The sequence below is a fragment of the Halobacillus sp. H74 genome (assembly GCF_052246715.1).
Classification (GTDB): Bacteria; Bacillota; Bacilli; order Bacillales; family Halobacillaceae; genus Halobacillus; species Halobacillus litoralis_A.
Genome location: NZ_JBQQCI010000002.1, coordinates 465,522 through 488,937, shown reverse-complemented (window position 1 = coordinate 488,937; position 23,416 = coordinate 465,522). Strand labels below are relative to the sequence as shown.

Annotated in this window: 26 protein-coding genes, 2 pseudogenes and 1 riboswitch; of the genes and pseudogenes, 17 read left to right on the top strand and 11 right to left on the bottom strand. The window is 42.1% G+C overall.

Annotation, left to right across the window (positions count from 1 at the left end; translation table 11 throughout):
- Positions 1 to 14: 14 nt before the first annotated feature.
- On the bottom strand, positions 15 to 701 hold the full coding sequence (locus ACTWPX_RS05775) for a toast rack family protein (RefSeq protein ID WP_443118866.1): 687 nt from the start codon (positions 699 to 701) through the stop codon (positions 15 to 17).
- Positions 702 to 1,314: 613 nt separating this feature from the next.
- Between ACTWPX_RS05775 and ACTWPX_RS05770 the strand changes: the two genes are divergently transcribed.
- Positions 1,315 to 1,776, top strand: a complete 462-nt coding sequence (locus tag ACTWPX_RS05770) for a hypothetical protein (RefSeq protein ID WP_443118865.1) — start codon at positions 1,315 to 1,317, stop codon at positions 1,774 to 1,776.
- A gap of 111 nt (positions 1,777 to 1,887) precedes the next feature.
- Positions 1,888 to 2,076, top strand: coding sequence for a hypothetical protein (locus ACTWPX_RS05765; protein WP_128526743.1), 189 nt, complete (start codon positions 1,888 to 1,890; stop codon positions 2,074 to 2,076).
- Between the two features lie 159 nt (positions 2,077 to 2,235).
- Here the strand turns inward: ACTWPX_RS05765 and ACTWPX_RS05760 are convergent, their stop codons facing one another.
- The gene (locus ACTWPX_RS05760) at positions 2,236 to 3,147 is read right to left on the bottom strand and encodes a DMT family transporter (RefSeq protein WP_443118864.1); all 912 of its coding nucleotides are present in this window, start codon (positions 3,145 to 3,147) and stop codon (positions 2,236 to 2,238) included.
- A gap of 136 nt (positions 3,148 to 3,283) precedes the next feature.
- On the opposite strand from ACTWPX_RS05760, the gene ACTWPX_RS05755 reads away from it, so the two are divergent.
- Entirely contained in the window at positions 3,284 to 3,847 is a 564-nt protein-coding gene (locus ACTWPX_RS05755) for a GNAT family N-acetyltransferase (protein ID WP_443118863.1), read from the top strand.
- A gap of 17 nt (positions 3,848 to 3,864) precedes the next feature.
- Entirely contained in the window at positions 3,865 to 5,196 is a 1,332-nt protein-coding gene (locus tag ACTWPX_RS05750) for an NAD(FAD)-utilizing dehydrogenase (protein WP_443118862.1), read from the top strand.
- A 34-nt stretch (positions 5,197 to 5,230) separates the two neighbouring features.
- Here ACTWPX_RS05750 and ACTWPX_RS05745 read toward each other — a convergent pair whose 3' ends face one another.
- Positions 5,231 to 6,307, bottom strand: coding sequence for an iron-containing alcohol dehydrogenase family protein (locus tag ACTWPX_RS05745; RefSeq protein WP_443118861.1), 1,077 nt, complete (start codon positions 6,305 to 6,307; stop codon positions 5,231 to 5,233).
- A 293-nt stretch (positions 6,308 to 6,600) separates the two neighbouring features.
- Positions 6,601 to 6,704: riboswitch (SAM riboswitch) on the top strand.
- A gap of 79 nt (positions 6,705 to 6,783) precedes the next feature.
- On the opposite strand from ACTWPX_RS05745, the gene ACTWPX_RS05740 reads away from it, so the two are divergent.
- From ACTWPX_RS05740 to ACTWPX_RS05730, 3 genes are read left to right on the top strand one after another with little or no spacing between them, the layout of a single operon-like run.
- The gene (locus ACTWPX_RS05740; RefSeq protein ID WP_443119000.1) at positions 6,784 to 7,827 is read left to right on the top strand and encodes a methionine ABC transporter ATP-binding protein; all 1,044 of its coding nucleotides are present in this window, start codon (positions 6,784 to 6,786) and stop codon (positions 7,825 to 7,827) included.
- Positions 7,787 to 8,449: a methionine ABC transporter permease gene (locus ACTWPX_RS05735; protein WP_443118860.1), complete on the top strand. Its 663-nt coding sequence runs from the start codon at positions 7,787 to 7,789 to the stop codon at positions 8,447 to 8,449. Before ACTWPX_RS05740 ends, ACTWPX_RS05735 begins: the two co-directional genes overlap by 41 nt.
- 22 nt (positions 8,450 to 8,471) lie before the next feature.
- Positions 8,472 to 9,308: a MetQ/NlpA family ABC transporter substrate-binding protein gene (locus ACTWPX_RS05730; protein ID WP_443118859.1), complete on the top strand. Its 837-nt coding sequence runs from the start codon at positions 8,472 to 8,474 to the stop codon at positions 9,306 to 9,308.
- Between the two features lie 257 nt (positions 9,309 to 9,565).
- Here the strand turns inward: ACTWPX_RS05730 and ACTWPX_RS05725 are convergent, their stop codons facing one another.
- From ACTWPX_RS05725 to ACTWPX_RS05710, 4 genes are all read right to left on the bottom strand, one after another.
- Positions 9,566 to 10,288, bottom strand: a complete 723-nt coding sequence (locus tag ACTWPX_RS05725; protein WP_443118858.1) for a 3-ketoacyl-ACP reductase — start codon at positions 10,286 to 10,288, stop codon at positions 9,566 to 9,568.
- Between the two features lie 220 nt (positions 10,289 to 10,508).
- A complete protein-coding gene (locus tag ACTWPX_RS05720) occupies positions 10,509 to 11,651 on the bottom strand; it encodes a Ger(x)C family spore germination protein (RefSeq protein WP_443118857.1) in 1,143 nt (380 codons plus the stop codon).
- Positions 11,641 to 12,735 carry a GerAB/ArcD/ProY family transporter gene (locus ACTWPX_RS05715; RefSeq protein ID WP_443118856.1) on the bottom strand — a complete coding sequence of 365 codons (1,095 nt, stop codon included), beginning with the start codon at positions 12,733 to 12,735 and terminating at the stop codon, positions 11,641 to 11,643. The genes ACTWPX_RS05720 and ACTWPX_RS05715 overlap by 11 nt, the downstream gene beginning before the upstream one ends.
- Positions 12,728 to 14,116 (bottom strand): spore germination protein, encoded by a 1,389-nt coding sequence (locus tag ACTWPX_RS05710; RefSeq protein ID WP_443118855.1) that lies wholly within the window; start codon positions 14,114 to 14,116, stop codon positions 12,728 to 12,730. Before ACTWPX_RS05710 ends, ACTWPX_RS05715 begins: the two co-directional genes overlap by 8 nt.
- A 94-nt stretch (positions 14,117 to 14,210) precedes the next feature.
- Here ACTWPX_RS05710 and ACTWPX_RS05705 point away from each other — a divergent pair, with 94 nt between their 5' ends.
- The 4 genes from ACTWPX_RS05705 to ACTWPX_RS05690 are packed head-to-tail and all read left to right on the top strand — an operon-like array spanning position 14,211 to position 15,526.
- Positions 14,211 to 14,414, top strand: a complete 204-nt coding sequence (locus ACTWPX_RS05705; protein WP_443118854.1) for a helix-turn-helix transcriptional regulator — start codon at positions 14,211 to 14,213, stop codon at positions 14,412 to 14,414.
- Positions 14,415 to 14,416: 2 nt separating this feature from the next.
- A complete protein-coding gene (locus ACTWPX_RS05700; RefSeq protein WP_443118853.1) occupies positions 14,417 to 14,797 on the top strand; it encodes a permease in 381 nt (126 codons plus the stop codon).
- Between the two features lie 12 nt (positions 14,798 to 14,809).
- Positions 14,810 to 14,983 carry a hypothetical protein gene (locus ACTWPX_RS05695; protein WP_443118852.1) on the top strand — a complete coding sequence of 58 codons (174 nt, stop codon included), beginning with the start codon at positions 14,810 to 14,812 and terminating at the stop codon, positions 14,981 to 14,983.
- Positions 14,984 to 14,998: 15 nt separating this feature from the next.
- Positions 14,999 to 15,526, top strand: a complete 528-nt coding sequence (locus tag ACTWPX_RS05690) for a short-chain dehydrogenase (protein ID WP_443118851.1) — start codon at positions 14,999 to 15,001, stop codon at positions 15,524 to 15,526.
- A 407-nt stretch (positions 15,527 to 15,933) separates the two neighbouring features.
- Here the strand turns inward: ACTWPX_RS05690 and ACTWPX_RS05685 are convergent, their stop codons facing one another.
- Both ACTWPX_RS05685 and sppA read right to left on the bottom strand, forming a co-directional pair.
- Complete coding sequence (locus ACTWPX_RS05685) at positions 15,934 to 16,476, bottom strand: RDD family protein (RefSeq protein ID WP_443118850.1); 543 nt, start codon at positions 16,474 to 16,476, stop codon at positions 15,934 to 15,936.
- Between the two features lie 12 nt (positions 16,477 to 16,488).
- Entirely contained in the window at positions 16,489 to 17,490 is a 1,002-nt protein-coding gene (gene sppA, locus ACTWPX_RS05680) for a signal peptide peptidase SppA (protein WP_443118849.1), read from the bottom strand.
- Positions 17,491 to 17,908: 418 nt separating this feature from the next.
- Between sppA and ACTWPX_RS05675 the strand changes: the two genes are divergently transcribed.
- On the top strand, positions 17,909 to 18,085 hold the full coding sequence (locus ACTWPX_RS05675) for a hypothetical protein (protein WP_443118848.1): 177 nt from the start codon (positions 17,909 to 17,911) through the stop codon (positions 18,083 to 18,085).
- Here ACTWPX_RS05675 and ACTWPX_RS05670 read toward each other — a convergent pair.
- Positions 18,058 to 18,507 carry an ASCH domain-containing protein gene (locus ACTWPX_RS05670; protein WP_443118847.1) on the bottom strand — a complete coding sequence of 150 codons (450 nt, stop codon included), beginning with the start codon at positions 18,505 to 18,507 and terminating at the stop codon, positions 18,058 to 18,060. The genes ACTWPX_RS05675 and ACTWPX_RS05670 overlap by 28 nt on opposite strands.
- Before the next feature lie 858 nt (positions 18,508 to 19,365).
- Between ACTWPX_RS05670 and ACTWPX_RS05665 the strand changes: the two genes are divergently transcribed.
- Positions 19,366 to 20,838 carry a UDP-N-acetylmuramoyl-L-alanyl-D-glutamate--2,6-diaminopimelate ligase gene (locus ACTWPX_RS05665; protein ID WP_443118846.1) on the top strand — a complete coding sequence of 491 codons (1,473 nt, stop codon included), beginning with the start codon at positions 19,366 to 19,368 and terminating at the stop codon, positions 20,836 to 20,838.
- Between the two features lie 205 nt (positions 20,839 to 21,043).
- Positions 21,044 to 21,423, top strand: a pseudogene (locus ACTWPX_RS05660) (cell wall hydrolase).
- A gap of 63 nt (positions 21,424 to 21,486) precedes the next feature.
- Here the strand turns inward: ACTWPX_RS05660 and ACTWPX_RS05655 are convergent.
- Entirely contained in the window at positions 21,487 to 21,672 is a 186-nt protein-coding gene (locus ACTWPX_RS05655; protein WP_443118845.1) for a hypothetical protein, read from the bottom strand.
- Positions 21,673 to 22,132: 460 nt separating this feature from the next.
- On the opposite strand from ACTWPX_RS05655, the pseudogene ACTWPX_RS05650 reads away from it, so the two are divergent.
- From ACTWPX_RS05650 to ACTWPX_RS05640, 3 genes and pseudogenes are all read left to right on the top strand, one after another.
- Positions 22,133 to 22,483 (top strand): annotated as a pseudogene (locus ACTWPX_RS05650) (alpha/beta fold hydrolase); the annotation flags it as partial.
- Positions 22,484 to 22,507: 24 nt separating this feature from the next.
- A complete protein-coding gene (locus ACTWPX_RS05645; RefSeq protein ID WP_443118844.1) occupies positions 22,508 to 22,864 on the top strand; it encodes a hypothetical protein in 357 nt (118 codons plus the stop codon).
- A 124-nt stretch (positions 22,865 to 22,988) separates the two neighbouring features.
- On the top strand, positions 22,989 to 23,399 hold the full coding sequence (locus tag ACTWPX_RS05640) for an RDD family protein (protein WP_443118843.1): 411 nt from the start codon (positions 22,989 to 22,991) through the stop codon (positions 23,397 to 23,399).
- Positions 23,400 to 23,416: the final 17 nt, after the last annotated feature.

Genomic DNA, 23,416 nt, shown 5'->3' with positions numbered 1-23,416 from the left:
ACCTTCTCTTCGCTTTATCCGGATTTGAATGTGAGTCCACCGACACCCATATTGGCATCAATATCGATGGTGACTTCTGAATCTCCATAAGCTTTGTTTACCAATGAAGCTCCGTGGTATGTCAATCCATCAGCCTTTATTTTACCTACCCCTTGAGCTGTTTCTATTCTTACTCCAATGCCTTCTGGCAGGTGAATTGTGGTATCACCGACGCCACATTCCAGGTTTACTTGAAAGCTTTCCTGCCAATCGCCACTCAAATCAAGCTCCAAGTTCCCTACACCAGTCTGGATATCCACTTTCTTAAGTCGAGTACCTGATAAATCCAACGAAGAAGAGGAAGCCCCTGTTTCAATCTGAAGTTCTACTGGAAGTTCATTTGTCAGGTTCAAGTTCCACTCACTGCCGCCTCTCCTTTTTATCGAATTGGATTTTTGCTGCAAAGAAATGATTCCTTGATCGTCTTGCAACGTATAAGACAACAGGGGGACCAAATTATTTTCCCTGTACAAGAAGGTTCCATCCATCCATTCCTTTGAACCTCCGGTGATGTTCAGTTTCCCGCCCCCCATTTGAATGTTGACTTTCAACCTTCTCGCTTCATCAGCGGTAATTGTTTTGATTTCCTCTATCCGCTCACCAGCCTTAACAAAAGAAAACCCGCGGACTACCTTTGTAATTAACGATTTTATAACTGTCATGACCATCGCTCCTTTTCTGCTGATTTCATTATATAGGAAACTAGAATAAGGGAGCAGTGGCTTGGGAAGGAAAAATTCTCAATCTAGAGACTGAGTTACCACCAGTTAAAATACATAATAAGATTATCGTAAACTAAATCCATGTACCGTATTTTATTATACGGAGGGGGAAGTGCTGATCCAGTCATCATGGAATAGAAATTTTTGTTACAATATTAGGGAATAAAATCCAATTTATGATTTGTTAAGCCTTTGGTGTGATGAAGACGGAGGAAGGTGTCATCAACATGGATAAGTCTTTAAAGGTTACCGCCTGGATATTATTGAGCATAGCTCTGGTTCTTTATTTGCTCCCGTTTTTCACCCAGTTTGATATTTCATTATCAGCTGTGTGGGTATTTTTGACCTGCTCTCTTATGGTGAATGCCTGGAGTGAATACAGGAAAACGAGAAAAAAGCCGAAAATCATTTTTAGTACTTCTTCTTTGGGGACCTGTTTTTCTTCGCCATATTTGATCTTTTTTTTATAAGATGAAAACAGATTAATCAATTACTCCAAACTGAAAAGTAGTAAGATTTATGGAAGATAGTTTATACATAAGGGGTTCGTGTTATGGAAGAAGCTTTAGAAAAAGAAAGCATCAATCAAATTTCGATAAGAAATAAAGAGAGAAAATCAGCCTGGTATCTATTCTTGACTATGGCTCTTTGTATAGGAGTTGGCCAGCAATTTCTCGATTCAGTACCTGGACTCATCTATTTAGGTGCCGTCGTGTTTTATGCGATATTTCTCTATGAGACTTATATGAGCAGGAAAACGAACAAAGAACTTTGGAAATTATGGGAGGCAAGATGGAGCGAACATAAGAGACTTTTTCAGCTCCGTTCCTCATTTGGTGAAAGTTTGCAAGTCTTTCTCCCTGCGATTTTGATGGCGGACTACTCCGGAGTCATGTCTATTATCTTCGGGGTGATTGCACTGGTTACAGGGTTCAGAAGCGGGGATAAGAAATGGAGAGCCAAACAGCATTATTATGAAGAATTCCAGGAAAATAACAACACGAATACAGCATAGGCGGGTCCGGGGATTCCTTTCGATCATGGACCTCCATGTCTCCTCATCAAAAACAATAATTATAGAAGGTTATCATTCTGGTTATACTGATGCTAGAAAGGGTGATGAGGCATGAGTTATATGGAGAAGACGAACAAAGTGATGGAGGAACTGATTTCCGGAAAACGGGGACAATTCGGGAATTACTCTTATCATCAATCCAGGTTTACCGATGGAAAAGCTGATATCCCTGAATGGGAAGTCCGGAGATTTATCCTAAACTACTTCCTTACATTGGACAACTTGAAAAAGAATGCATGAGGATTTGGCCCCCAGGACCTGTAAAATAACTTCGTAAAGATAAAAATAGCCGTACTGAATATTTGAAAAGCGACCCTTGAATGAAATGGATCGCTTTTTTACTTTGGTCAATAGTCGTATCTGGCCAGGTCGTTCCTGTCTCTGCCGGTGGAATACTATTCACCCGGCTAGCGATTTACTTCCACCAATAGGCTGTGTTCGTTTTGATTCTTGTACGATGATGACAGATAGGATGACAAGCCCGAAACCGGTATATTGCCATATATCCATCTTTTCTGCAAAAACAAAATAACCTACGAACGTTGCGACCACCGGCTCGATGGTTGCGATGATCGATGCCCGGCTGGATTCTACAGCTTCTAGTCCTTTCGTATAGAGAAGAAAAGGAAGCATGGTCGACACAAGACCGAGCCCAAGGATGAGCAGCCATACCTTCCCACCAATCAAGAGATCGCCGGTCTCCCAGATACGGCTGAAAGGAAAGACGCCGATTGCTGCTAGGAGAAAGGTGTAGACAGTTACTGTCAGAGAACGATATTTTTTCAATACGAACTTGCCGAATATGCTGTAAAGGGCATAAAAAAGCCCGGAACCTAATCCCAGCATCAGTCCATAAAATGAGAGTGAAGCATTCCACCCCGGAAATAACCCTATGACGAGCGCACATCCAGTGAATGTGGTGACAAGCGCGAATATTTTCCTGACCGTCAAAGACTCCTTGAAAAATATTCTCGATAAAAGCGTGACGAACAAAGGTGCAGTATAGAGGAGGACGAAGGCGATGGATATGGAAGTCTCCTCGATCGCACTGAACAAGCACCAATTAAACAAGACAATACTGATGATGCCTGTCCCTATAAAATAATGGGTATCTTTCGGTTTGATAATCAATAACCGCCTATTTATCAGACTTACATACAGCATAAGCAGCACAGCCGCTGTGATGACTCTTAGTGCAACGACTTGCAATGGTGTAAATCCGATTTCATAAAGCTGGTTTACAAAAATTCCAATGATCCCCCAGAGGGACGCGCCGATGAAGATTAACAGGAAAGCTTTTTTTCTACTCACTGCCATCCTCCTTCCGTTTAATGATATTCGTCTATTATACAAAAATAGGTAAAGATTGAATATATCTATTGAAAAAACTTCAAATATCGGGTTTGATAGATTATAAGAATTTGTAGGAGGGGAAGGGTGGCAATCGATGAATCCGATTATGAAAGATATTAAAACATCAATTGAAACAGAACGCTTACTATTAAGGAGACCGGAAGCAGGAGATGGTGCTGTCATCAATGAGGCCATCCGGGAATCGATCCATGAACTGAAACCATGGCTCGGTTTTGCCCAGAAGCTCCCAAGTGCTGAAGAGACAGAGGAAAACGCAAGAAGAGCACATGCGAAATTCCTGACCCGCGAAAGTCTCCGGTATTTAGTTTTTCTGAAAGAGGGGGATGTATATATCGGCACCACGGGTTTTCCTGACATTGACTGGGATATCCCTAAGCTTGAAATCGGGTATTGGGTCGACACGAGGCATAGTGGGAAAGGGTATATGAGAGAAGCTGTCGGGGCCATTACACAGTATGCTTTGAATGAATTGAAGTTTGCCCGGTTAGAGATCCGCTGTGAATCAGAAAACATGAAGAGCCGCGCCATCCCTGAAGCGCTAGGATATAATCTGGAAGGTGTTTTACGGAATGAAGATTTCTCAGTAGATGGAGAGAGGCTGACAGACACTTGTATTTACGCGAAAATACGTACATGAAATAAGGGGTTTTTTCAATGAATGACGTAACAATCATCGGAGCAGGTGTAAGCAGTGTTTTTCTTGCTTACACCTTAATGGAGAAACATCCTGATTGGGAGATCCATGTGATTGATAAAGGAAAGCCATTAGCAGAACGGGTCTGTGGTCTCGACCATGGAGAGGGATGCACATGTGAAGGAGGATGCAGTAAATATATCGGTTTTGCCGGACTGGGAAAATCAGAAGGGAAATTCAACTACACGACTGACTTCGGGGGGCAGTTACCTGAAAAAATCGGTGAACAGGAGACAATGGATTTAATGAATGAAGTTGACCGTATCCTGTGTTCTTTCGGAGCAGACCGAGCAGAAAAATATAGTACGAAAAATGAGCAGCTCAGCAAAAAAGCCGAAAGTCATTCACTGAAACTGCTATCCACAGATGTCCGTCATCTCGGTACACAGCTCGCCGGGGAAGTTTTTCAGAAGATGTATGAATCCTTGAAAGAACGCGTCACGTTCAGCTTCGAAGCAGACGTTGCCAGCATAACCAGGAAAGAAAATGATTTCTTGGTTGAGACAAAAGACGAGGACTATGTGAGTGATAAAGTCGTACTGGCTACAGGCATGAGCGGAAGCCAGTGGATGTTGGAGCAAACGAGAAAGCTGGAATTGAAGCCCGCTGAAACCAGACTGGATCTCGGGATACGTGTAGAAATGCGGAAAAATCAATGGGATGACATATTGAAAAACACTTTTGAAACCAAATTGCAGTACACTGACGGTGATTATACTGCTACGACCTATTGTATGAACCCCCATGGACGTATCGTTCTCAAGCATCAGCATGGACTGGTAATGCCCGATGGCCAAAATCAACATGAGGAAAATTCATCAAGCGGCAATTTGAATTTCACATTGTTTATTCCGAAATATTTTGAAAGCTACGAAATGGCGTTTACATATGCTGAAAGGGTTGTCGGTGGGATCAACGATGGAAGCAACCGGATTGTCGTCCAACGATTCGCGGATTTGTTGAAGAATCGCCCTACTGAAGTGCTCATGGATAACAAAATTGCCCCGACCATCGAAGCAGAAGGTGGAAACTTGCACGAGGAGGTTCCAGCGCTGTATATTAGATTTTTGCTCGAGTTTTTTGAAGCTTTGGAAGGCCTATTAGGAGAAAAAGTCGATCCTGATACTCTTCTTTACGGCATCGATAGTAAATTCTATGAAGCTAAGATTTACACAGATGAATCCTTTCAAACCTCCGTGTCAGGGCTGTATTTGGCAGGCGATTGCTCCGGGGAGACGCATTCTCTTTCCCAAGCTGCCGCAAGCGGAATCTATTTAGGATCTAAACTTTAAGAACCTCCGGGGCTTTCACTCCCGGAGGTTCTTTCTATTGCTTGTGGTAAAGTTCTTCAACGTTCTGAATGGCCGCTACGACGACATCAGCTTCAGAGACACCCATCAAATGAATCGACTCCCCCTGTCTGGTTGTGTAACGAGCAATCGTTTGGACCGCTTCGTTCGTGATTTCGCTTAACCCTAAATCATATAGTGACATCGGCAAATGCATTTTCTGATAGAAGGGATATAACCGCTCTATTTCTTCAAAGCGTTCTTCAAGAGCAAGTTGGACCAAGATGCCATATGCTACTTTATCTCCGTGTAAATGTCCGTGTGTCTCTTTGACTTTTGTTAAACCGTTATGAACCGAATGGGCTCCGGAAATCCGACCGTACACATCACCGAAACCGCCGACCATTCCACCTGCCAGGATGATCGTTTCGACCACTCTGATAAACGAAGGGTCTACTTCTTGCAGCTGATGGGCACGGATAGAATCGGCCCCGTCTTCAATCAAAACATCCCGGCATAGTTTAGCTGCATGAAGTGAAACGTCTAACGGTATCGGCTTTGTCTTTATGTGCCTTGTCAGTACATCCGCTTCATACCATTTTGCGATCGTATCCCCAATACCTGCCCGTAAATATTCTACGGGTGAGTCAAGTAATAAATCCGGATCAACGAGAACCATCAAAGTGCTTCTCGGAAATACAATGTATTCTTCGAAATTGCCTGTCTCATCATAAAAAACGCTTAAAGGGGTCCAGGCTGCACAATTGGATGGAAGTGTAGGAATCAGAACTAGCGGCTTATCCAACCGGTCGCCACAGGCTTTGGTCAAGTCGAGAATCTTTCCACCACCGACACCGATAATGAGCTCAGCCCCTGAAAGGTTTTCACACAAACGTTCAACCTCTTTATGAGAGCATTCACCGTTATACTTTTGATAAGAGATGGATAGAGGGAGGTCAGGAATGTGAGGTTCTGCTGCACTCCATGACTGTTCTCCGTGGATGAGACCTGCTTTGTTCGCATGTTTTCCTTTGAGTAAGTCGGGCAATTGTGCTAAAACTCCTTGCTCACAACGGTAGAATGCTGGAGCACCTTGCACATTCAATGATTCCATTATTTCACCACGCCTTTGTTAGATATGCCCATCATTATCAGTTCAAGCGGTAATTTTGTCAATATTGTAAATAATTCTCTGGACCATTCATGTAGTAAGTGTTCAGGCTCTGATTCGGCCGCATCGATTTGTTACTACAGGTCTGGCTTTGAATCTACCCATCATTCCCATGTATTTGAGCAGAGAGTAAATAAGTTGCCAATTATTAATATTGGGAAAATTGTTTACAACCACAAATATTTACGTTAAAGTGTTAAATTATACAGTTCAACAACAAAACTGAATCGAAACACTTCTTATCAAGAGTGACAGAGGGAGAGGCCCGTTGACGTCACAGCAACCTTCCATCCGGAGTGGTGCTAATTCCTACAGAATGATTCATTCTGGGAGATAAGAGTTTGGCTGAAATTATCATGCGAAACTCTCTTCCGAATGTGGAAGGGAGTTTTTTATTTTCTAAAAATGGGGGGAAGCAAATGATTTCGATTGAACATCTGAGTAAAGTCTATCAATCCAAAAACCGTCAAATCACCGGGGTGGATGACGTATCACTGCAGGTAGAAAAAGGGGAGATTTATGGAGTAGTCGGTTATAGCGGAGCAGGGAAAAGTACATTGCTGCGCTGTATGAACATATTGGAAAGGCCGACAAGTGGGAAGGTCAACATAGATGGAATCGATCTCCTATCTTTATCCTCAAAAGATTTGCGGAGAGCCAGGCAGTCGATCGGCATGATTTTTCAAGGCTTTCATTTGACGATGGCAAAAACTGTCCTCGAAAATGTGGCGTTTGCGCTGAAAGCATCAGGCGTGGGGCGGAGCGAAAGAAAAGAGCGGACACTGCAGTTACTGGAACTCGTCGGGTTATCTGACAAAGCCGATCAGTACCCTGCCCAGTTGAGTGGGGGCCAAAAGCAACGGGTCAGTATCGCGCGGGCTCTGGCCAACAATCCGAAAGTTCTTCTTTGTGATGAAGCGACTTCCGCTTTGGATCCGAACACGACTCAGTCGATTCTTAAACTATTGAAGAAGATTAACCGCGAATTGGGGTTGACGATTGTCCTCATCACCCACGAAATGGAAGTCGTCAAGGAAATTTGTGACCGTTGTGCCGTCATGGAAGAAGGACGTATTGTTGAACAGGGGTATACGTACGATATTTTTGCAGCACCTGAAAACCCTTTGACGAAGCAGTTCATCCAGACGGTGATCGATTTCAACATCCCGGAAGAGTTGATGGAGAACAACAAGGGGACGATCGTCCATATGAAATTCACAGGAAATCTCGCCAGGGAGGCTGTCGTATCAGATTTGCTGCAGAATCATCAAGTTCAAGGCAACATCCTTCATGGGAAAGTCGATTACATACAGGGTCATGCATTAGGAACTTTTGTTATGGAATTGACAGGAGAAGAAAGTGAAGTTCAGCAGGCGATCGAAAGTTTACGGGAAAAACTAGGGGAAGTGGAGGTGTTAAGAGATGTGGGAACAGTTCATCACGATATTGCCCGAGCTGAATAAGTCATTTTTGGAGACATTGATCATGGTGGGGATCGGGCTGATAGTCGCTTTGGTCGTCGGCTTACCTTTAGGGCTCCTGCTGTTTGTCACAGACCGGAATTTATTTTTGGAAAACAAATGGGTGAAAGGCATTGCAGGTGTGGTCGTCAACTTGGTTAGATCTGTACCGTTCATTATATTACTCGTCTTTCTTTTTCCTTTTACTAACTATTTATTAGGTACGACAACCGGGCCGATTGCCGCATCTGTCGCCCTATCTGTCGCAGCGATTCCGTTTTACGCCAGAATCGTAGAATCATCTGCCCGTGATATCGATCGCGGCGTCATAGAGGCAGCGATTGCATGCGGAGCGTCTCCATGGCTGATTATCAAGGACATAATTTTTCCTGAAATCAAATCAGGATTGATTAGTGGATTGACGATTACAGCCATCAGTCTGATTGGATACTCGGCCATGGCAGGAGCGATCGGTGGCGGTGGAATCGGTGACCTGGCGATCCGATACGGGTATTATCGTTACGATAATTTCGTCATGTTCACTACGGTCGTGCTGCTCATTGTCATGGTCCAGGTTGTCCAATATGTAGGTGATTTTGTTGCAAAATCTGTGAAGAAAAGCTAACCAATTTTAGGAGGAATTATAGATGAAAAAAATATTCGCCGTACTTATCACACTATTAACAGTGACTGTTTTATCAGCTTGTGGAGGGGATGAATCCGGGAGCGCAGACGCCTCTGATAAAGATACCATCCGCTTCGGTGCTACTTCCGGCCCCTACAGTGATATGGTCAACAAGGCCATCAAACCATTGTTAGAAGAAAAAGGCTATGAAGTGACCAATAAGGAATTCACGGATTATGTTCAGCCGAATAAAGCATTAGCGAATGGAGATCTGGATGCGAACCTTTTCCAACACAAGATTTTTCTTGAGTCTTTCGCTAAAGAACATGGTTTGGATTTATCTGAAGTGATCATTGTACCAACTGCCCCGATGGGGATTTATTCTAATACATTCGAGGATATCGAGAGCATTGAGAAAGGGAGTACAATGGGCGTGCCAAACGATCCGACCAACCTTGCCCGTGCACTTATCGTGCTTGAGGAAGAAGGCTTGGTGACAATTAAAGATGATGTCGATCCATTACGTGCTTCTCTGAAAGATATCAAAGAAAACAAGAAAGATATTGAATTCGTCGAAGTAGAAGCTGGACAACTCCCACGTCTGGTCGATAGTGAAGACTTATCTATGGTTCCTGGTAATTATGCGTTGGCTGCAGGTATGGATTTACTCAATGCTTTGGCATTGGAAGATATGCCGGATGATTACCGTAACCGTGTTGCTGTTAAGACAGAAGATCTTGATAAACAATTCGTCAAAGATATCAAGGAAGTCGTCGAATCCGAAGAGTTCGAAAAAATCATCGATGAAGAATTTGAAGGCTTTGGAAAGCCGCAATGGATGAAGAAAAAAGAAGAATAGTAAAAAACGGGACCTGTGATAAGGTCCCGTTTTTTCGTACTGATATGGCAGAGTATCGTGAAGGAAAACCGTTTCACGTTACGAATGTGCTTAAGCTTGTCGAGGCTCCCCAATGCGCTTGCGCTTTTGATTCATCCAGCTCCAGCGCCTAGCCTCTCGAGGTCTTAAGTCCATCCGTATCGTGAAGGAAAAGCGCTTCACGTTACGAATGTTCTTAAGCTAGTCGAGGCTTCCCAATGCGCTTGCGCTTTTGATTTTTAAAATGGATTTGTCGCCCACTGAAGGGATTGTTTAATAAAGATTCTTGGGTGAAGTTTCAGTTGGGATACCATATACTCTGCCATGTCTTCAGGCTGCATGAATTTTTCTTTATCTTGTTCCTCTAAATTGTCGCCGAAGGCCAGTTCTGTAGCTACAAGGCTTGGATTCAACGTAAAGACGCGGATATTGTTCCTGCGTACTTCCTGCATGAGAGCTTCCGTCATTCCCTGGATGGCAAATTTGGAAGCACTGTAGGATGTTGAGCCTGCTGTGCCTTTCAGCCCATTGCTTGAGGATATATTGATAATGTCACCTTGATCTTTTTCAATCATTTGTGGCAAAACAGCACGGGTTACATGATAAGTCCCATACACATTGACTTCAAAGGTATGTTTCCATTCTTCAGGGTCGGTTTCTAAAAAGGACCCCTTCAAACCGATCCCAGCATTGTTGATCAAAATGTCAGCACTGCCAAGATCTTCTTTTAAGTGTTGGATCGCTTCTTCAACGTTTTCTAAATCGGAAATGTCTACGGCAGCGATACTTGTTTTTACGCCATATTGCTTCGCTTCCTCAGCTACTTCCTGGAGTTTGCTTTCCGTTCGAGCAATCAAACCTAAATGAACACCTTCTTTTGCTAACTGTAAGGCTGTCGCTTTTCCGATACCACGGCCGGCCCCAGTCACGTAAGCAATTTTACCTTTGATTTCTTGTCCCATCACCATCATCCTTTCTTTCTTCTTATAAAAAGTGTACGGCCTTCCTCATAATGATGCAAAAATTTACTACTGAAACCAGATCTTTCATTCATGGGTTGAGATTTGAACTCTCTACATTGAGAAAGGTAAGATCCGATTCTTTTTCGTGAGAAGGTGATTTGATGATCAGACTTCACTTGGATTAAGAAGTTATAACGAAGACTGCAGCCAGCCTTCGTTTTTAATTTGAATTGAAATTTTGTGTGCCGAAATCAGTGATTTTTGTTTTCACTTCTACAGAAACATCAATATCTTTGAATGTATTGTTCCAATCCTTTCCATGTTCCTTCCAATATTTTGGTTGTTGAATTTTAACCCTCTTCGAAAGGTCGAGAAAGTCAATTTTGAAATCTTTTTGCGCCATTTGGATGACTTGTTCTACTTTATCCTTGATCACTTGGTTCCCTGCTGCTTCTACTTTACCTTTCCAACCTTTTTTAAAGACATTTCTTTCCATTCCCCAGTCCTCTCCAAGTACTGAGGAAATATGGATCGTGATTTTCATCGTTAAAGTGTTGCCGGAGAGGGTGGTGGTATATTCCGTTTTCGAGCCTTTGATTTCTAAAACTACCGGGCCCTGATCGATTTTATCCTCAACTATGTCGATGTACCCTCCCTGAACATCATTGTAAATGAAACGAAGGCCTTCGATGTTTTCGCTGGGAATCCAGCCTGCATATTTTGATTCTTCTGCAGAGATGACCCCCGCACCGGATGATTTAATAAAACCATCTTCGAGAGAGATGCCTGGGATGACAAAGTTAGTTTCCTCTGAAATTTTCTGGGACATATCTCCGATGCTTAAGTTTCTGGGGATTTTGTTATTCTTAAGATAATTCTCACTAAGCTCTTTGATTTGGATGGAAGGAAATAATTCCTTCGTAGGTTCTGTACTGAAGATGTCCTCTACTGAGTCGCCCGTAATGAACACAGGGACGGTCCGTCTGAATTCATGATCCCGGATGAATAAATCGATGACTTGATCGACCCGTTCTTTTTCAAAAAGACGCGTGGAAGTAAGGATTGATTTCAAGTGTGTGTAATTAGGAGGACGATTACTCTCGAGAGAATTCTCCCGGATGATTTCAAAGAAAGACTCTCCATTGATTTGTATGTTTTGATAGGGTGCTTCCTGATTGGAGCTTTCCTGCTGGGTAGGGATTTTTCCTGGAACAACATATTGGTTGACCATCGATAAGGAACTTTCTTCAGAGACGTCCAAAGACAGGCCAGTAACAATACCGACGTTCTCAATTTCCTTACTATCCCAGCATCCAGCCAAGAGAACGAGAACCAACCCGCTAAGTAAAATCTTATGATGCATAGGAATCCCCCCTGAAAAACGAGACAATCAATAGAATGGCTGGGAGTGCAACGATTGCGATTAAGGAAATGATCTGGATGTAGGCAGAGTAATGAAAAACTTCAGTAAGACCTTTCGGTAAAAGCGTTGCTGTGAATATTCCCGCCGCGCTGATGAGCAGCATCCAGTTGGAAGGTTTGATCAGTCTTTTTAAACCCAGTGTCATAGAAAACGCATAAGCAGTAAAAGACGTGAATGCTGTCGTCAGCCAGCCGAATAGAAAAATGAGTTCAAATCGCTCAAAGAAGAAGCCTTGGAATTCAATACTTTTGGCCATTTCAATGGTGGGGAAGGTGATTTCTTTCAGTTCTGCCACCCCTAGGACACCGATGGAAATGATGTGGAAGATTACATAAATAAGAGCGGTAATCCCAATGCTTGTCCATACAGTGAAGAGAAGACTTTTCACTTGTTTCTTTTTTATTAGAGAAGCGAAAATAAGAAGGAATTCCACCCCCAAAAATGAAAAGAAGGTGATTTTCACCCCTCCTAAAGTAGAAAGAAAATCGTTTTTCAATACCGGTCTGATATTCTGTATATCAACATCCTTAATACTCAGTAAACAGAGCACAAAGAACATGAAGAGCATTACCGGGAAATATAGTTGAAAAAAACGAACAACGTCCCCTGCTCCGTTAGATAGTAAGTAGAAGCTGACCAGGATAAAAGTGCCGATGATCACATAAAGAGGCGTTGTATACAGTAAATAATTTTTGATAATCCCTGCGGTGATACGCATAATGAACGCTGCCACAATTAGACTGTAGAGGATATAATAAAGGTTAAAGAAAAAACCTAGGGATTTCCCCATGATGAGCGGTGACAATTCAAAAAAAGTTTTTCCAGGGTAGCGGCTGGCTAACAAAACATAAATTATAGAAATAACGGATATGGCAATGGCGCCAAAAATGATGCTGATCCATAAATCAGGGGAGTCCACTTCGTTAGCAAGCTCCCGTGGCATCAAGACAATGCCGACACCAATCATAGTCGAAATGAGGATGACGACAAGCTGCAATGCAGTCAATTGTTTTGCATCACTCATTGTTCCCACTCCCCTTTTTCAGTTTCATTCGAATGATGGAGTCTTTCCATCGATTCACGTAGTATGGAGCGAATGGTTCCAGGTAAGGAACAGAAAAGCTTTTAAGTCGGACTAAATGGATTGAGAGCGCGAATACGGCAAGAATGAGCCCGTAAATGCCTAATAGTGCAGCTGCGAACAACATCGCGAAGCTGATAGATCTCAAGGCTAAACTCAATCCATAATCAGGAATAGTGAATGAACATATAGCAGCGAAGGATACGACGATTACCATAAGCGGGCTGATAATCCCAGCGGTGACAGCAGCTTCTCCAAGCACAATGGCGCCGACGATGCTGACAGCAGGACCGATGGGTTTAGGTAAACGGATACCTGCTTCACGCAGGACTTCAATCGTGATTTGCATGATCAAAGCTTCCATGAACGAGGGAATCGGAACGCCTTCTCTCGTTTTGGAGATAGAAATTGCCAAATCGGTAGGAATCAGTCCTTGATGGAATGAAATCAGCGAAATATAAATCGATGGCAGCATAACTGAAATCACTGCAGCAAAATATCTCATCAAACGAATCAGTGTAGCAGGTATCCATTTGAAATTGTAATCATCGGCTTTTTGAAATAAAGCATTCAGTGTTGTGGGGGCAAGTAATACGGTAGGGCTTCCTTCCACGAAAATCGCGATTTTGCCTTCTACTAGCGCACTTGAGACTTTCGTTGGCCGTTCAGTTTCCTGAATCTCAGGGAACAACGAATAGCTGTTCTTTTCAAGTAATTGCTCTACTACACCACCATCAGGAATATATGTAGCATTGACTTGATGTAACCTTGTCCGCACATCGCTGAGCAATTCTTCATTAGCTTCTCCCTTCATGTAAGCAAGAGAAACATTTGTAAATGATTTCTTACCAAGTGTGAAGTTTTCAAAAGCCAAATCATTTGTACGTAAATGGACACGGAGAAGGGCGATGTTCTCATCGAGAGATTCAATGAATCCATCCCTGGCGCCCCTTAAAGTCATTTCTGAAACAGGTTCCTGTACAGAACGATATGAAAATTTCGCTGAATCTATAGCGTAGAGGGTTTTTCCTTCAATGAGCAATGTAAATCCGTCTAAAAGATGGTGATGAGCATCATCGATTTCCTCTAAACAAATCAAAGGTTCAGCTGAGAATGCATGCGTCACTGAACCTTTTCCTTTTGTATCGTATTCCATCAATGGTTGAAGGATGGACCCCTGGATTCTCTTTGTATCTGTAATCCCTGGTATATAGAGAATATGTATGAGGTGGGTGGACAGCTCCATTTCTTTAATCGTTACGTGCGGCATTTTCTGCATCTGTTGCAAAAAATCAACAGTATTCAACTTTGGAGAACGGACCATGATGCTCCCCCCTTAATCCAATTTCTTTTTTTAGTATGCACAGGCGTGAAAAAAATTACACAGACGATGCTGTATTTGGAAACGGAGGGAGTATATGAAAAATAATCTCCTCGAATATCGAAAAGAAGCAGGGATGTCTCAAGACCGCTTGGCAGATATCCTGAAAGTGTCGAGACAAACAGTCATTTCTATTGAAAAAGGGAGATACTCGCCTTCATTGCCACTGGCTTTTAAAATAGCCCGTACCTTTTTTGTACCAATTGAAGAGATTTTTATTTATGAAGAGGAAGGAGAATAAGAATGAAGGATTATTATCCAAGAACTTACGGAATTGCAGGAGGTCTTTTTTCATTACAAGCTGCTTTTTTGATCTTTGTGAGCCTGATGGCGAAGTCTGCTCCGCCAATGATCACGTATATGATGATTTCCATGGCGATTCTGGCTTTTTCCATGAGTTATCTACACCCTCAATTCAGACAAAAAGATGAGCGGATGAAAATGATCCGCTACAAGGGCTTATTCTATTCTTTCTTTGCCATGATGGGGTATCTGAGTTTATTACTGTTGTTGATGGAATTCAACATCATGATTTTGAGCGCTGAAGAAGTTGTGCAGCTATTGATTGCCTTGAATATGTCTACTGTATTCTTGTCATGGGTTGTATTATCCAAAAAGTATTAATGGAGGGGTAGGATGGAGTGGTTTTTCCCGATTGTATTTGTCGTCGGCTCCGGTGTGATCTATTTTGTCATACGTAAAGAGACCCACAATAACACTTTGAATAAGAGAGGTTTCATAAAGCTTATTGTCACTTTTCTCCTGTTGTTTGTTTTTGTGTTCGGAGTCGTGCTGCTAGCCAATACGTAAGTGAGGAGGGAAGAAATGAAGCATGCATTGATCATCGGAGGAACCGGAATGCTGAGACGATGTACAACACGAATGGCAGATGCGGGAGATCACGTATCTGTAATCGCTAGAACCTATGAGAAAATGGAACGGTTGGAAGCGGGGCTGGCTAATGCTGATATGTTGACTAAGCTCTATGTTAATTATGAAAACTCTGAAGAACTACGTGAAAAAATACGAACAACGGTTAAACACAATGGACCGATTGACATAGTGGTCGCCTGGATTCACAGTTCTGCTCCGGAAGCTTTACTGATCGTAATTGATGAGGTCGCTAAAGCTGAAAATTCTGTTCATATTTTTCAAGTCCTCGGCAGCCGTGGGACGCCGGAAAGCCAGCGACGCTCCTTGAATCTGCCTCAACAAATCCAATATCGGAGTGTAGTTCTCGGCAAGGTCGAGAATGAGGATGGTTTCCGTTGGTTGACTGATGAAGAAATTTCAGAAGGGGTATGGGAAGCGGTGGTCAACGATCGTATCGCTTCTGTGATTGGTAAACAGTAACTGAATGATAACGATTAACTTGCTGAATCAACCATATTCAAGGTTTCTGTTACAACTTATCCGCTGAATTTTCCAAAATAAGACGGCTCTTTTATTACTGCGCGGGGATATCTTCTCTTACATAAGCAAAGCTCTCAGTTGAACTTCAGTAGTGCTTCTGTTCTTTTTACATTTGTCACATGATTTGATTTTCATAAGCCAAACTATGAAAGAAGGGAGGTCATCACATTGGGTGAAAAGAAGAAAAACAAAAGCAAAAAAGACTTGAACGCCTTAAGACGTGAAAAGGGAGAAAAGAACGGAACAGGCAAACAAGATCCCTCCCGCTGACCAGTTCTTAATAAATTCAAGATCGTAAAAGTTGAATAAAAAAGCCTGCTTCCAATTAAAGAAGCAGGCTTTCGTTATTAGATGGTCTCTGGATTTTGTTCCATTGTTTCATTCAAATGCTTGAATTTGTTTTTTATTACTGATGTATCAGCAAAAAGGTCGTGAATGCCCTGGTGACGCTTCGTGAAAGCGACGACAAGGTATGGAAGTCCAGCCAGCGCCATGCTGATATATCGTCCGATACATTCACGGAAGATGAGCTGGCTGTTTGTCAGCTGTTCACCTTTTAAGGATTCTACAGATAGACCTAAGATCATCTTTCCTAACGTGGCTCTGAAAAACTTAGTCATCAGAATGAAGTATAGGAAAAAGATAACGGTTGTCATAATGTTCGCTGCACTAAACATCGGAATCCATAGTTGCGCACCCTCTAATCCCAAGAGCCTTAGTAATGGTCTCGTCACAATTGTATTAACACTCCATATGACAATCAAATCGATGATGTACGCTAAAAAGCGGGAACCGAAACCTGCATAGATCAGTTTCTGGAGGTCATCTTTTTGTTTAGTGACGATGGACGAAAGTAAACCGCCTGTGTGATGCTGCTCTGTTGTTTCCATCAAGATCCCTCCTTATTCTGTGTACATATACATGAGCGTCGGTCCTTGGCGTTCACTGATCAATTGCTCAAGGTAACGGATTTCACTGTTCGGCAAGAAGCTTTTAGCCATCGGCAAATTGAAGAAAGATGAAATGTTGTTTTTATATTCAAAAACTTGCGGATCCCCACCGACTTCTTCTTTTAATGCAGCCAATGTATCTTCACGGAAGCCGATGTCATCGACAAGTCCATTCTCTACAGCTTGTTTTCCTGAATAAATCCGTCCATCCGCAAGCTCTTTTACGCGCTCTTCAGACATGTCACGGCCTTCGACTATCACATTTACGAACTGCTGATAGGACTCATCTACAAGTGTCTGGAGAATTTCGCGGTCCTCTTCGGTCATTTCTTTCGTAGGACTCATGATATCCTTGAACTCACCACTTTTAATTGTGTTGAATTTCACCCCATATTCGTTAGCCAGCTCTTGATAATTGATGCTTTCCATAATGACACCTAAAGAACCGGTGAATGTGTCATTGGCAGCAAAAATACGGTCTGCAGGGGCAGAAACATAGTATCCTCCAGAAGCAGCCATATTCCCCATAGAAACATAAATGGTTTTACCTGCTTCTTTGATTTCCAAAAGCTTGTCGTGAATTTCTGCACTTTCATACACTCCGCCACCAGGTGAATTCACATAGAGGTGTAAACCTTTGATCGAATCATCCTTTTTAATGGCTTCCAGTTTTTTCATGAATCGATCGTGCTGATAACCTCCGCCCCCGAATGGGTTGGGGTTGGTACCAGGATTGTCGATGATTGTCCCTTCCAAATTCAATTGGGCAATCCGGTTCCCTCCGGATCCACGCTCTACGACTTTCTCTTCCAGCTTTTCACTGTTAGAAAAGAGAGCCATGGCGTCATTGTCCGACTCCTCGCCGGAGGTGGTGAAAAAGCCAATCAATTGGAAGGCGATCGCCACGATTAAAATACATGCTGCTATAATACTTGCTCCAATTCGTTTATTCATATGTATACCCCTTTCTTCTAATGGTGCTCAGAAATCAACTTTACCATAAAATATATTTCTGAACACTTTATTTATACGATTGAATATCACTCAAGTTTCATTTTTAAAATTTATATTTCCCTGATGGTTTATATAACCTCTTTTACAACGGGAACCATAGCTTGAAAAAATCACTTTGGCAGAGATTGGTTTACATGCAACCGTTACACTCAGAGTTCCCGAGTATGCCTTCAATAGTTCCATTGTATTTTATATTCCCCGATAGTCACAGACTTCCCACAACTGCTTTCATAGTAGCTTTAAGGGAGTAAGTCGTGGACCTTCCTATCTAATAAGATTATCCAACAAAATAATTAATTGTCCTAAGTTATGGTGAAGAGTGAAACGGGTAAGACACCTAAGGAAAAGGAGAGAGTAGATGAGTAAAAATAAATTACGCACCATAATCATCATAATCATAGTTGTTTTCATTATTGGTTTAATCGGGGTATCGATTCGTATGGCAGTTAACCCAGGCACTGCACTGCCTGCAAAAATTGAAAAAAGGACGGAAGCTGTAACCGTCCTTCAATCAGGGTTCACGTGGATTAATTGAAATCTTTCACATACGACATCCATGTCTTCTGAAAACTCATAACCCAGTTCTTCGGCTTCTTCATTAAAGAATTTCACATGTGCGTCCCACCAATACTGATAAGAACGATTGCCTTCCCCTTCAGCCCGGGCGAATTCTTCTGATACTTCATTGAAAGGGACGATGTCGACATTTGTTGTTTTGATGATTGCTACAGGTTCGTCGGAAGAATTTAAGATAATGCTGTGATCTTCTTTCTTGGGGAGAGGTTCGCTTTCAATTCTGTAAGCCTCTCTTGACGAACAAGTCGCTGTTTTAACCCCATCCATGACGAGTCTTGCTAAATGGTCAGCTTCTACACCGAAGGCCCATGCTGTAACGGTGGACGGCTTTTCTTTTCCTTGCCAATAATCTTCCCAATATTTTTTGGCAGTATCATTCATTATAAACAGCTCCTTTTTAAGTTTGGTAAGTATTACATATTATGGGATGATATAATGGATTCCATGCATATTAGGCAGGGGATAAAATGTCTACCACCAATTATCAGAACAAGCTGAAATGTTTTTTTAAAAATCAACAGTTGCTTTATGAAGGAAATTCCTATATGACTTGTTACGTATGGGATGGTCTGACGTTTCATTAATTTTTAAAATGGATGGCTACTTGTAAAATTCGTTTTTAGGGAGGGGATCGAATCGTTTATAAAGCAGCACCACCTCGTTATGTTGTTTTCTTGTTATTGCCGCATATTTTCACGAATTTCCAAACATTTTTTCAACATACAATAAGCATTGTTCTTGCACTCCTATCCATAATGATTATAACTCTTTCCTATGAATTGGAAATCAAGGGAGCTAGTATCCACTATCGTGTCCTCCTTTTAAAGAAAGTGGTTTATGTAAAAGAGATCGAACCCTCAAATATACATAAGGTAATTTTCAAGCATGCAGGGTGGGGAAGGCCAGGCGCATACATAAAGACGAAAAGAGGCTTCAATTTACGTATTCTTTTTTTCCGGCCGATTGAGCTCATGGAAGAACTGCAGTCATACGTGAATCATTATTCGATTGACTGGGAAGAGAAGAAAGATTTTCAAGTTGCCTACGAATTGAAAAAAGAAAAGAAAAAAGGGAAGCCTAAAAGGAAGAGAGAAAATAGGAAGGTTCCTTTCAGAATTTCCACGATTTAGAGAAGATATTAAATTTCATTTACATATTGACTGCATGCAACTATTTTGACTTCATTTCCTTTAAAATAAGGACACACAGCATAATTATCAGATCAAAGGAGCACTGACGGTGAAACTTCAAGGACTAATCGACATATTACACATAGATCACCAATTAATAAACAGGAAAGATTTGAACCAGGAGCTTACGGGAGTGACCGATGATTCTCGTGAAGTGAAAGAAGGGTTTGTTTTTGTAGCCGTCCGTGGTTATCGCGTGGATGGCCACAATTATATTGAAGAAGCGATTTCCAATGGAGCTTCTGTGATTGTTTGCGAAGAGAAACTCGATCATTTATCCATCCCTTTCTTACAAACAGATAATTGTCGTAAAGCTCTTGGTCTGATTGCCAGTGAATTTTACGGAAATCCCTCTTTTGATAAGATCGTTATCGGGGTAACAGGGACGAATGGAAAAACGACGACAAGCCATCTGATTAAACATTTGTGTGAGAAAAACGGTTATTCATGCAGCATGTTCGGGACCATTGACTATATCGTCAATGACCAAGCTGTTCCAGGTATACAAACAACACCAAGTGCACCTATTTTACAAAGGCTGCTTGCAGAAAGTAAAGATGATATTGTCGTTATGGAAGTGTCTTCACATGGCTTAGAACAGTACCGCTTAGAGGGGATTGCATTCGATTACTGTGTGTTCACCAACCTTCATCAGGACCACCTGGATTATCATTCTTCAATGGAAAATTATTTCTCAGCAAAATCTAAACTCTTTTATATGATGAAAGAGACAGGAGAAGCAGTCATTAATACTGATGACCATTGGGGAGAAAAACTTGCGGAGCAATTGACTGAAGATAGCATCACCCATGAAACAGTGGGAAGAAGGAAAACCTGTGATTATGAAATCATCCAGATATCTCCTGAAAGTTCATCTGCTGTCATTTCAGAGGAGAAGAGAGAGGTCACTGTAAAATCACCGTTGAAAGGTACTCATAATGTATATAATACTCTACAGGCATATGCGGTAGGACGCCTGCTTGGTCTAACACCTGAGAAAATCAACACGGCTTTAGAAAGCTTTCAGGGCGTATGCGGCAGGTTTGAAATGTACCGCTTGGAAAATGAGGTCACTGTAGTCATCGATTATGCTCACACCGCTGACAGCATTTCTCACACCCTTGAAACAGTTGGCTCTCAGGGAGCTGCTTCGATCACCCATGTCTTCGGCTTTCGTGGTGATCGTGATGAGAAAAAAAGGAAAGATATGCTTGAAGCATCTGTGCACCTGAGTGATGCTTACATCTTAACCTGTGATGACCTTAACACAGTGCCTTACGACCAGATGATAGAGACACTGGAAATGTTACAAAGCAGCTCTGGTGAAGAACATGGGCGGATCATCCCGGACCGTACGCTCGCTGTTGAAGAAGCCATCATGAATAGTGATAAAGGTGATTGGGTGTTGATTACTGGAAAAGGCCATGAATCTTACCAGCAGGAATTCCATTATCCGACCACATCAGATAAAGAAACTGTTGAATATATTCATTCGCGTTTAAAAGAGTATGAGAAAATATAATGCAGGACCTGTTTGTTATAACAAGCAGGTTCTTTTTTTATGTTAATCTTGAAAGCCCTTTGGGGAGGTGAAAAGCGCCACATCAAAAGTTGCGTATGATAGTCGAAGCTGAGGTCCTTCCACTTTTGTTCATTTGCACAGCAGTGGTGTTTAAGAGTATATATGGTATAGGAATGGATTTGGGGGGAAGCTCCTGGCCAGATTGATGAGGGCAGAAGCCGAAGGGGACGGAAAGCTGGGAATGCTGATGGTAGGAAACGTCGGCGTCAACCGGACAAGAGTCGGCTGCCTGGACTTTTGGATATCAACACGATCCAGCGGATGGTTTTTCAAAGCCCCGGGGGGTTTGAAGCCACTCAGAAGGGATATTTTTATCAGCGGGCCCGTGAAATGGAGATCCGTCTTGCTCAAAAAGCAATCAATGGCGGGAGGTACCATCCAGCGAGTTATGCCCTCTGGTTTTTCCGGCCTGAAGGGAACTGCCCCGCTCAATGGTTTGGGCAGTGGAATTCAGGAAGGTACAAAAGTCACTGTTTTTTTACACCGACAGAATCAGAATGCGCTGAAGTATACAATACATTTTAAGCGGGAGGCGTCATCAAGAGATGGCGTCTTTAACTATTGGCCAGAATTATTAAAGGTGGTAAATTAACTGTCCCCATTCTTCCACTTCCATCCATTTGTAATCACTCCGATTAAACCGGAAACAGCGAATATGTACGCGACAAAAAGAGGTAAATCATCCAATTGCCCTGTAAAAATCCGATAAACACCGACCATCAATAACAAAAAGCTGGCAATCAAGGCAATACCGATTTTAAATTGTTGGTTCATAGTCTTCCTCCTCTCTATAACCAAATCCAGATTAACATATTTGACGGAAATGATTCATGTTATGATGAAACGGATGGATAATTCTGATAATTTTGATTATTATACAGGAGTGATGGAAATGAGAGAAGAAAGTCTGTTTCAACAAATGCTTTTTGTAAGAAAAAAAAACTGTGGCTGCTTTGGAAGCTACTTCAGGGCATGAAGGGCTTCACCAGGGAGCGATTTCCTCCCTTAAAAGAGCACAAGGTCTCGAGGAACCCTTTTAAAGAGGATTCATACTGTGTGGGAGCTGCAGGGTACCATTTCTAAGCGTACATAACAGATTTTATAGAAAATCATCAACAGAAAGGCCGATCAGAATGAAACAAAGAACATTGAAATTGGAGGATGGTTCCTCTGTTCATGTCTATAAAGCAGGGCAAAGAAACCGTCCTGCTTTACTTTTTCTTCATGGGTTAGGCAGCACAGGATCCAGTTTTTTGAAGTGCTCGAATATCTTAGAGAAGACTATCAACTAATCCTGGTGGATATGCCTGGGCACGGATTTTCTCCGAGGTTAGAAGGGGCAATAAATGAATATACGGGATGGCTGCATGAAATAGTGATTGAACTGCGGATTGATTCCTGTCATATTATCGGTCATTCGATCGGAGGAGATCTTGCTCTTGCTTACTGCAAGACATATCCGGAGGCAGTACAAACAGTTGTTTTATTAGATGGTGGTTATATGAGAGGCAGCGCGTATCCCGATTATTCTCTAGCTGAAGAGTTAGAGGTGACGGACAAACATATTCGCACATACGTATTTTGATCCTGGCTTGACTATGAAAGCAAATTGAAAGAAGCGGGGTTCAACAGTAAGAGAATTGAACTTTCCAAAGATACGATGATGTTGGAAGATGGCAACGTTCGTTTAAGAGTAGACCATAGTACAGCATTATCTCTCGTGAAAGCTTTCTATGATGAACCTTCTTCCGATAGTTTGAAGGAATTGACCCGACCGGTCCTTCTGCTCAGGAGTACAGAACCGGATATGATGAACAAAATAAGAAGAAAGGAATGTGAACGTTTTTCCAAATATGCCTTATTGACGGTGGTAGATTTGCATGAGACCGGTCATGATTTATATGGGGAAGGCCCATATGATGTCTGTCAGGAGATAAAGGCGGGGGTGGTGTCTGGAAGAGCTTGAATTTTTAAAAACAGGCCGATATTAGCCTTGCAAGTCTTTGAAAGCCAGCAGCATGTTGGAGCTCATGTGGTCAACGATAGGACTGTATACATAATAGTAAAATGGATGAAAGGAGGTGGGGATTGTGGAGCGTGCAGGATTCTGGCTGCGTTTGGGCGCTTTTCTATTAGATGGTTTTCTCATCGCTTTCCCAGTCACACTTCTATGGTCTTTGTACCAAGGGGAATGGAGTTACCAATTGACGGAAGGTTGGGGGTGGGACATCATTTATACATGCTATTTGACAATAATCCCCGTTCTTTGGGGTGGCTATGTTATAGGAAAAAGGATTTTTACAATCAGAATCAGAAAGGAAGGGGACAGACCAGTCACTCTTTTACAAATGTTCGTCCGTGAAGTTGTTGGGAAGTTCCTGCTCGGCTATCTTACTTTTGGTATTACCACATTGATCAGTGCAGCTATGATAGGTGTCCTTAAAGATCGAAAAGCGATCCATGATTATTTAGCACAAACCTATGTAAAAAATGAAGTATAAAGGAATTTTCCTCAAGG

What these genes read in the sequence shown, in the direction of transcription:
- ACTWPX_RS05700 (WP_443118853.1), top strand. Translation starts at nt 14,417, where the DNA reads ATGAAGGATTATTATCCAAGAACTTACGGAATTGCAGGAGGTCTTTTT.
- ACTWPX_RS05695 (WP_443118852.1), top strand. Translation starts at nt 14,810, where the DNA reads ATGGAGTGGTTTTTCCCGATTGTATTTGTCGTCGGCTCCGGTGTGATC.
- ACTWPX_RS05705 (WP_443118854.1), top strand. Translation starts at nt 14,211, where the DNA reads ATGAAAAATAATCTCCTCGAATATCGAAAAGAAGCAGGGATGTCTCAA.
- ACTWPX_RS05655 (WP_443118845.1), bottom strand. Translation starts at nt 21,672, where the DNA reads ATGAACCAACAATTTAAAATCGGTATTGCCTTGATTGCCAGCTTTTTG.
- ACTWPX_RS05775 (WP_443118866.1), bottom strand. Translation starts at nt 701, where the DNA reads ATGACAGTTATAAAATCGTTAATTACAAAGGTAGTCCGCGGGTTTTCT.
- ACTWPX_RS05765 (WP_128526743.1), top strand. Translation starts at nt 1,888, where the DNA reads ATGAGTTATATGGAGAAGACGAACAAAGTGATGGAGGAACTGATTTCC.
- ACTWPX_RS05745 (WP_443118861.1), bottom strand. Translation starts at nt 6,307, where the DNA reads ATGGAATCATTGAATGTGCAAGGTGCTCCAGCATTCTACCGTTGTGAG.
- ACTWPX_RS05710 (WP_443118855.1), bottom strand. Translation starts at nt 14,116, where the DNA reads ATGGTCCGTTCTCCAAAGTTGAATACTGTTGATTTTTTGCAACAGATG.
- ACTWPX_RS05770 (WP_443118865.1), top strand. Translation starts at nt 1,315, where the DNA reads ATGGAAGAAGCTTTAGAAAAAGAAAGCATCAATCAAATTTCGATAAGA.
- ACTWPX_RS05685 (WP_443118850.1), bottom strand. Translation starts at nt 16,476, where the DNA reads ATGGAAACAACAGAGCAGCATCACACAGGCGGTTTACTTTCGTCCATC.
- ACTWPX_RS05715 (WP_443118856.1), bottom strand. Translation starts at nt 12,735, where the DNA reads ATGAGTGATGCAAAACAATTGACTGCATTGCAGCTTGTCGTCATCCTC.
- ACTWPX_RS05755 (WP_443118863.1), top strand. Translation starts at nt 3,284, where the DNA reads ATGAATCCGATTATGAAAGATATTAAAACATCAATTGAAACAGAACGC.
- sppA (WP_443118849.1), bottom strand. Translation starts at nt 17,490, where the DNA reads ATGAATAAACGAATTGGAGCAAGTATTATAGCAGCATGTATTTTAATC.
- ACTWPX_RS05735 (WP_443118860.1), top strand. Translation starts at nt 7,787, where the DNA reads ATGTGGGAACAGTTCATCACGATATTGCCCGAGCTGAATAAGTCATTT.
- ACTWPX_RS05690 (WP_443118851.1), top strand. Translation starts at nt 14,999, where the DNA reads ATGAAGCATGCATTGATCATCGGAGGAACCGGAATGCTGAGACGATGT.
- ACTWPX_RS05725 (WP_443118858.1), bottom strand. Translation starts at nt 10,288, where the DNA reads ATGGGACAAGAAATCAAAGGTAAAATTGCTTACGTGACTGGGGCCGGC.
- ACTWPX_RS05675 (WP_443118848.1), top strand. Translation starts at nt 17,909, where the DNA reads ATGAGTAAAAATAAATTACGCACCATAATCATCATAATCATAGTTGTT.
- ACTWPX_RS05730 (WP_443118859.1), top strand. Translation starts at nt 8,472, where the DNA reads ATGAAAAAAATATTCGCCGTACTTATCACACTATTAACAGTGACTGTT.
- ACTWPX_RS05670 (WP_443118847.1), bottom strand. Translation starts at nt 18,507, where the DNA reads ATGAATGATACTGCCAAAAAATATTGGGAAGATTATTGGCAAGGAAAA.
- ACTWPX_RS05750 (WP_443118862.1), top strand. Translation starts at nt 3,865, where the DNA reads ATGAATGACGTAACAATCATCGGAGCAGGTGTAAGCAGTGTTTTTCTT.
- ACTWPX_RS05720 (WP_443118857.1), bottom strand. Translation starts at nt 11,651, where the DNA reads ATGCATCATAAGATTTTACTTAGCGGGTTGGTTCTCGTTCTCTTGGCT.
- ACTWPX_RS05740 (WP_443119000.1), top strand. Translation starts at nt 6,784, where the DNA reads ATGATTTCGATTGAACATCTGAGTAAAGTCTATCAATCCAAAAACCGT.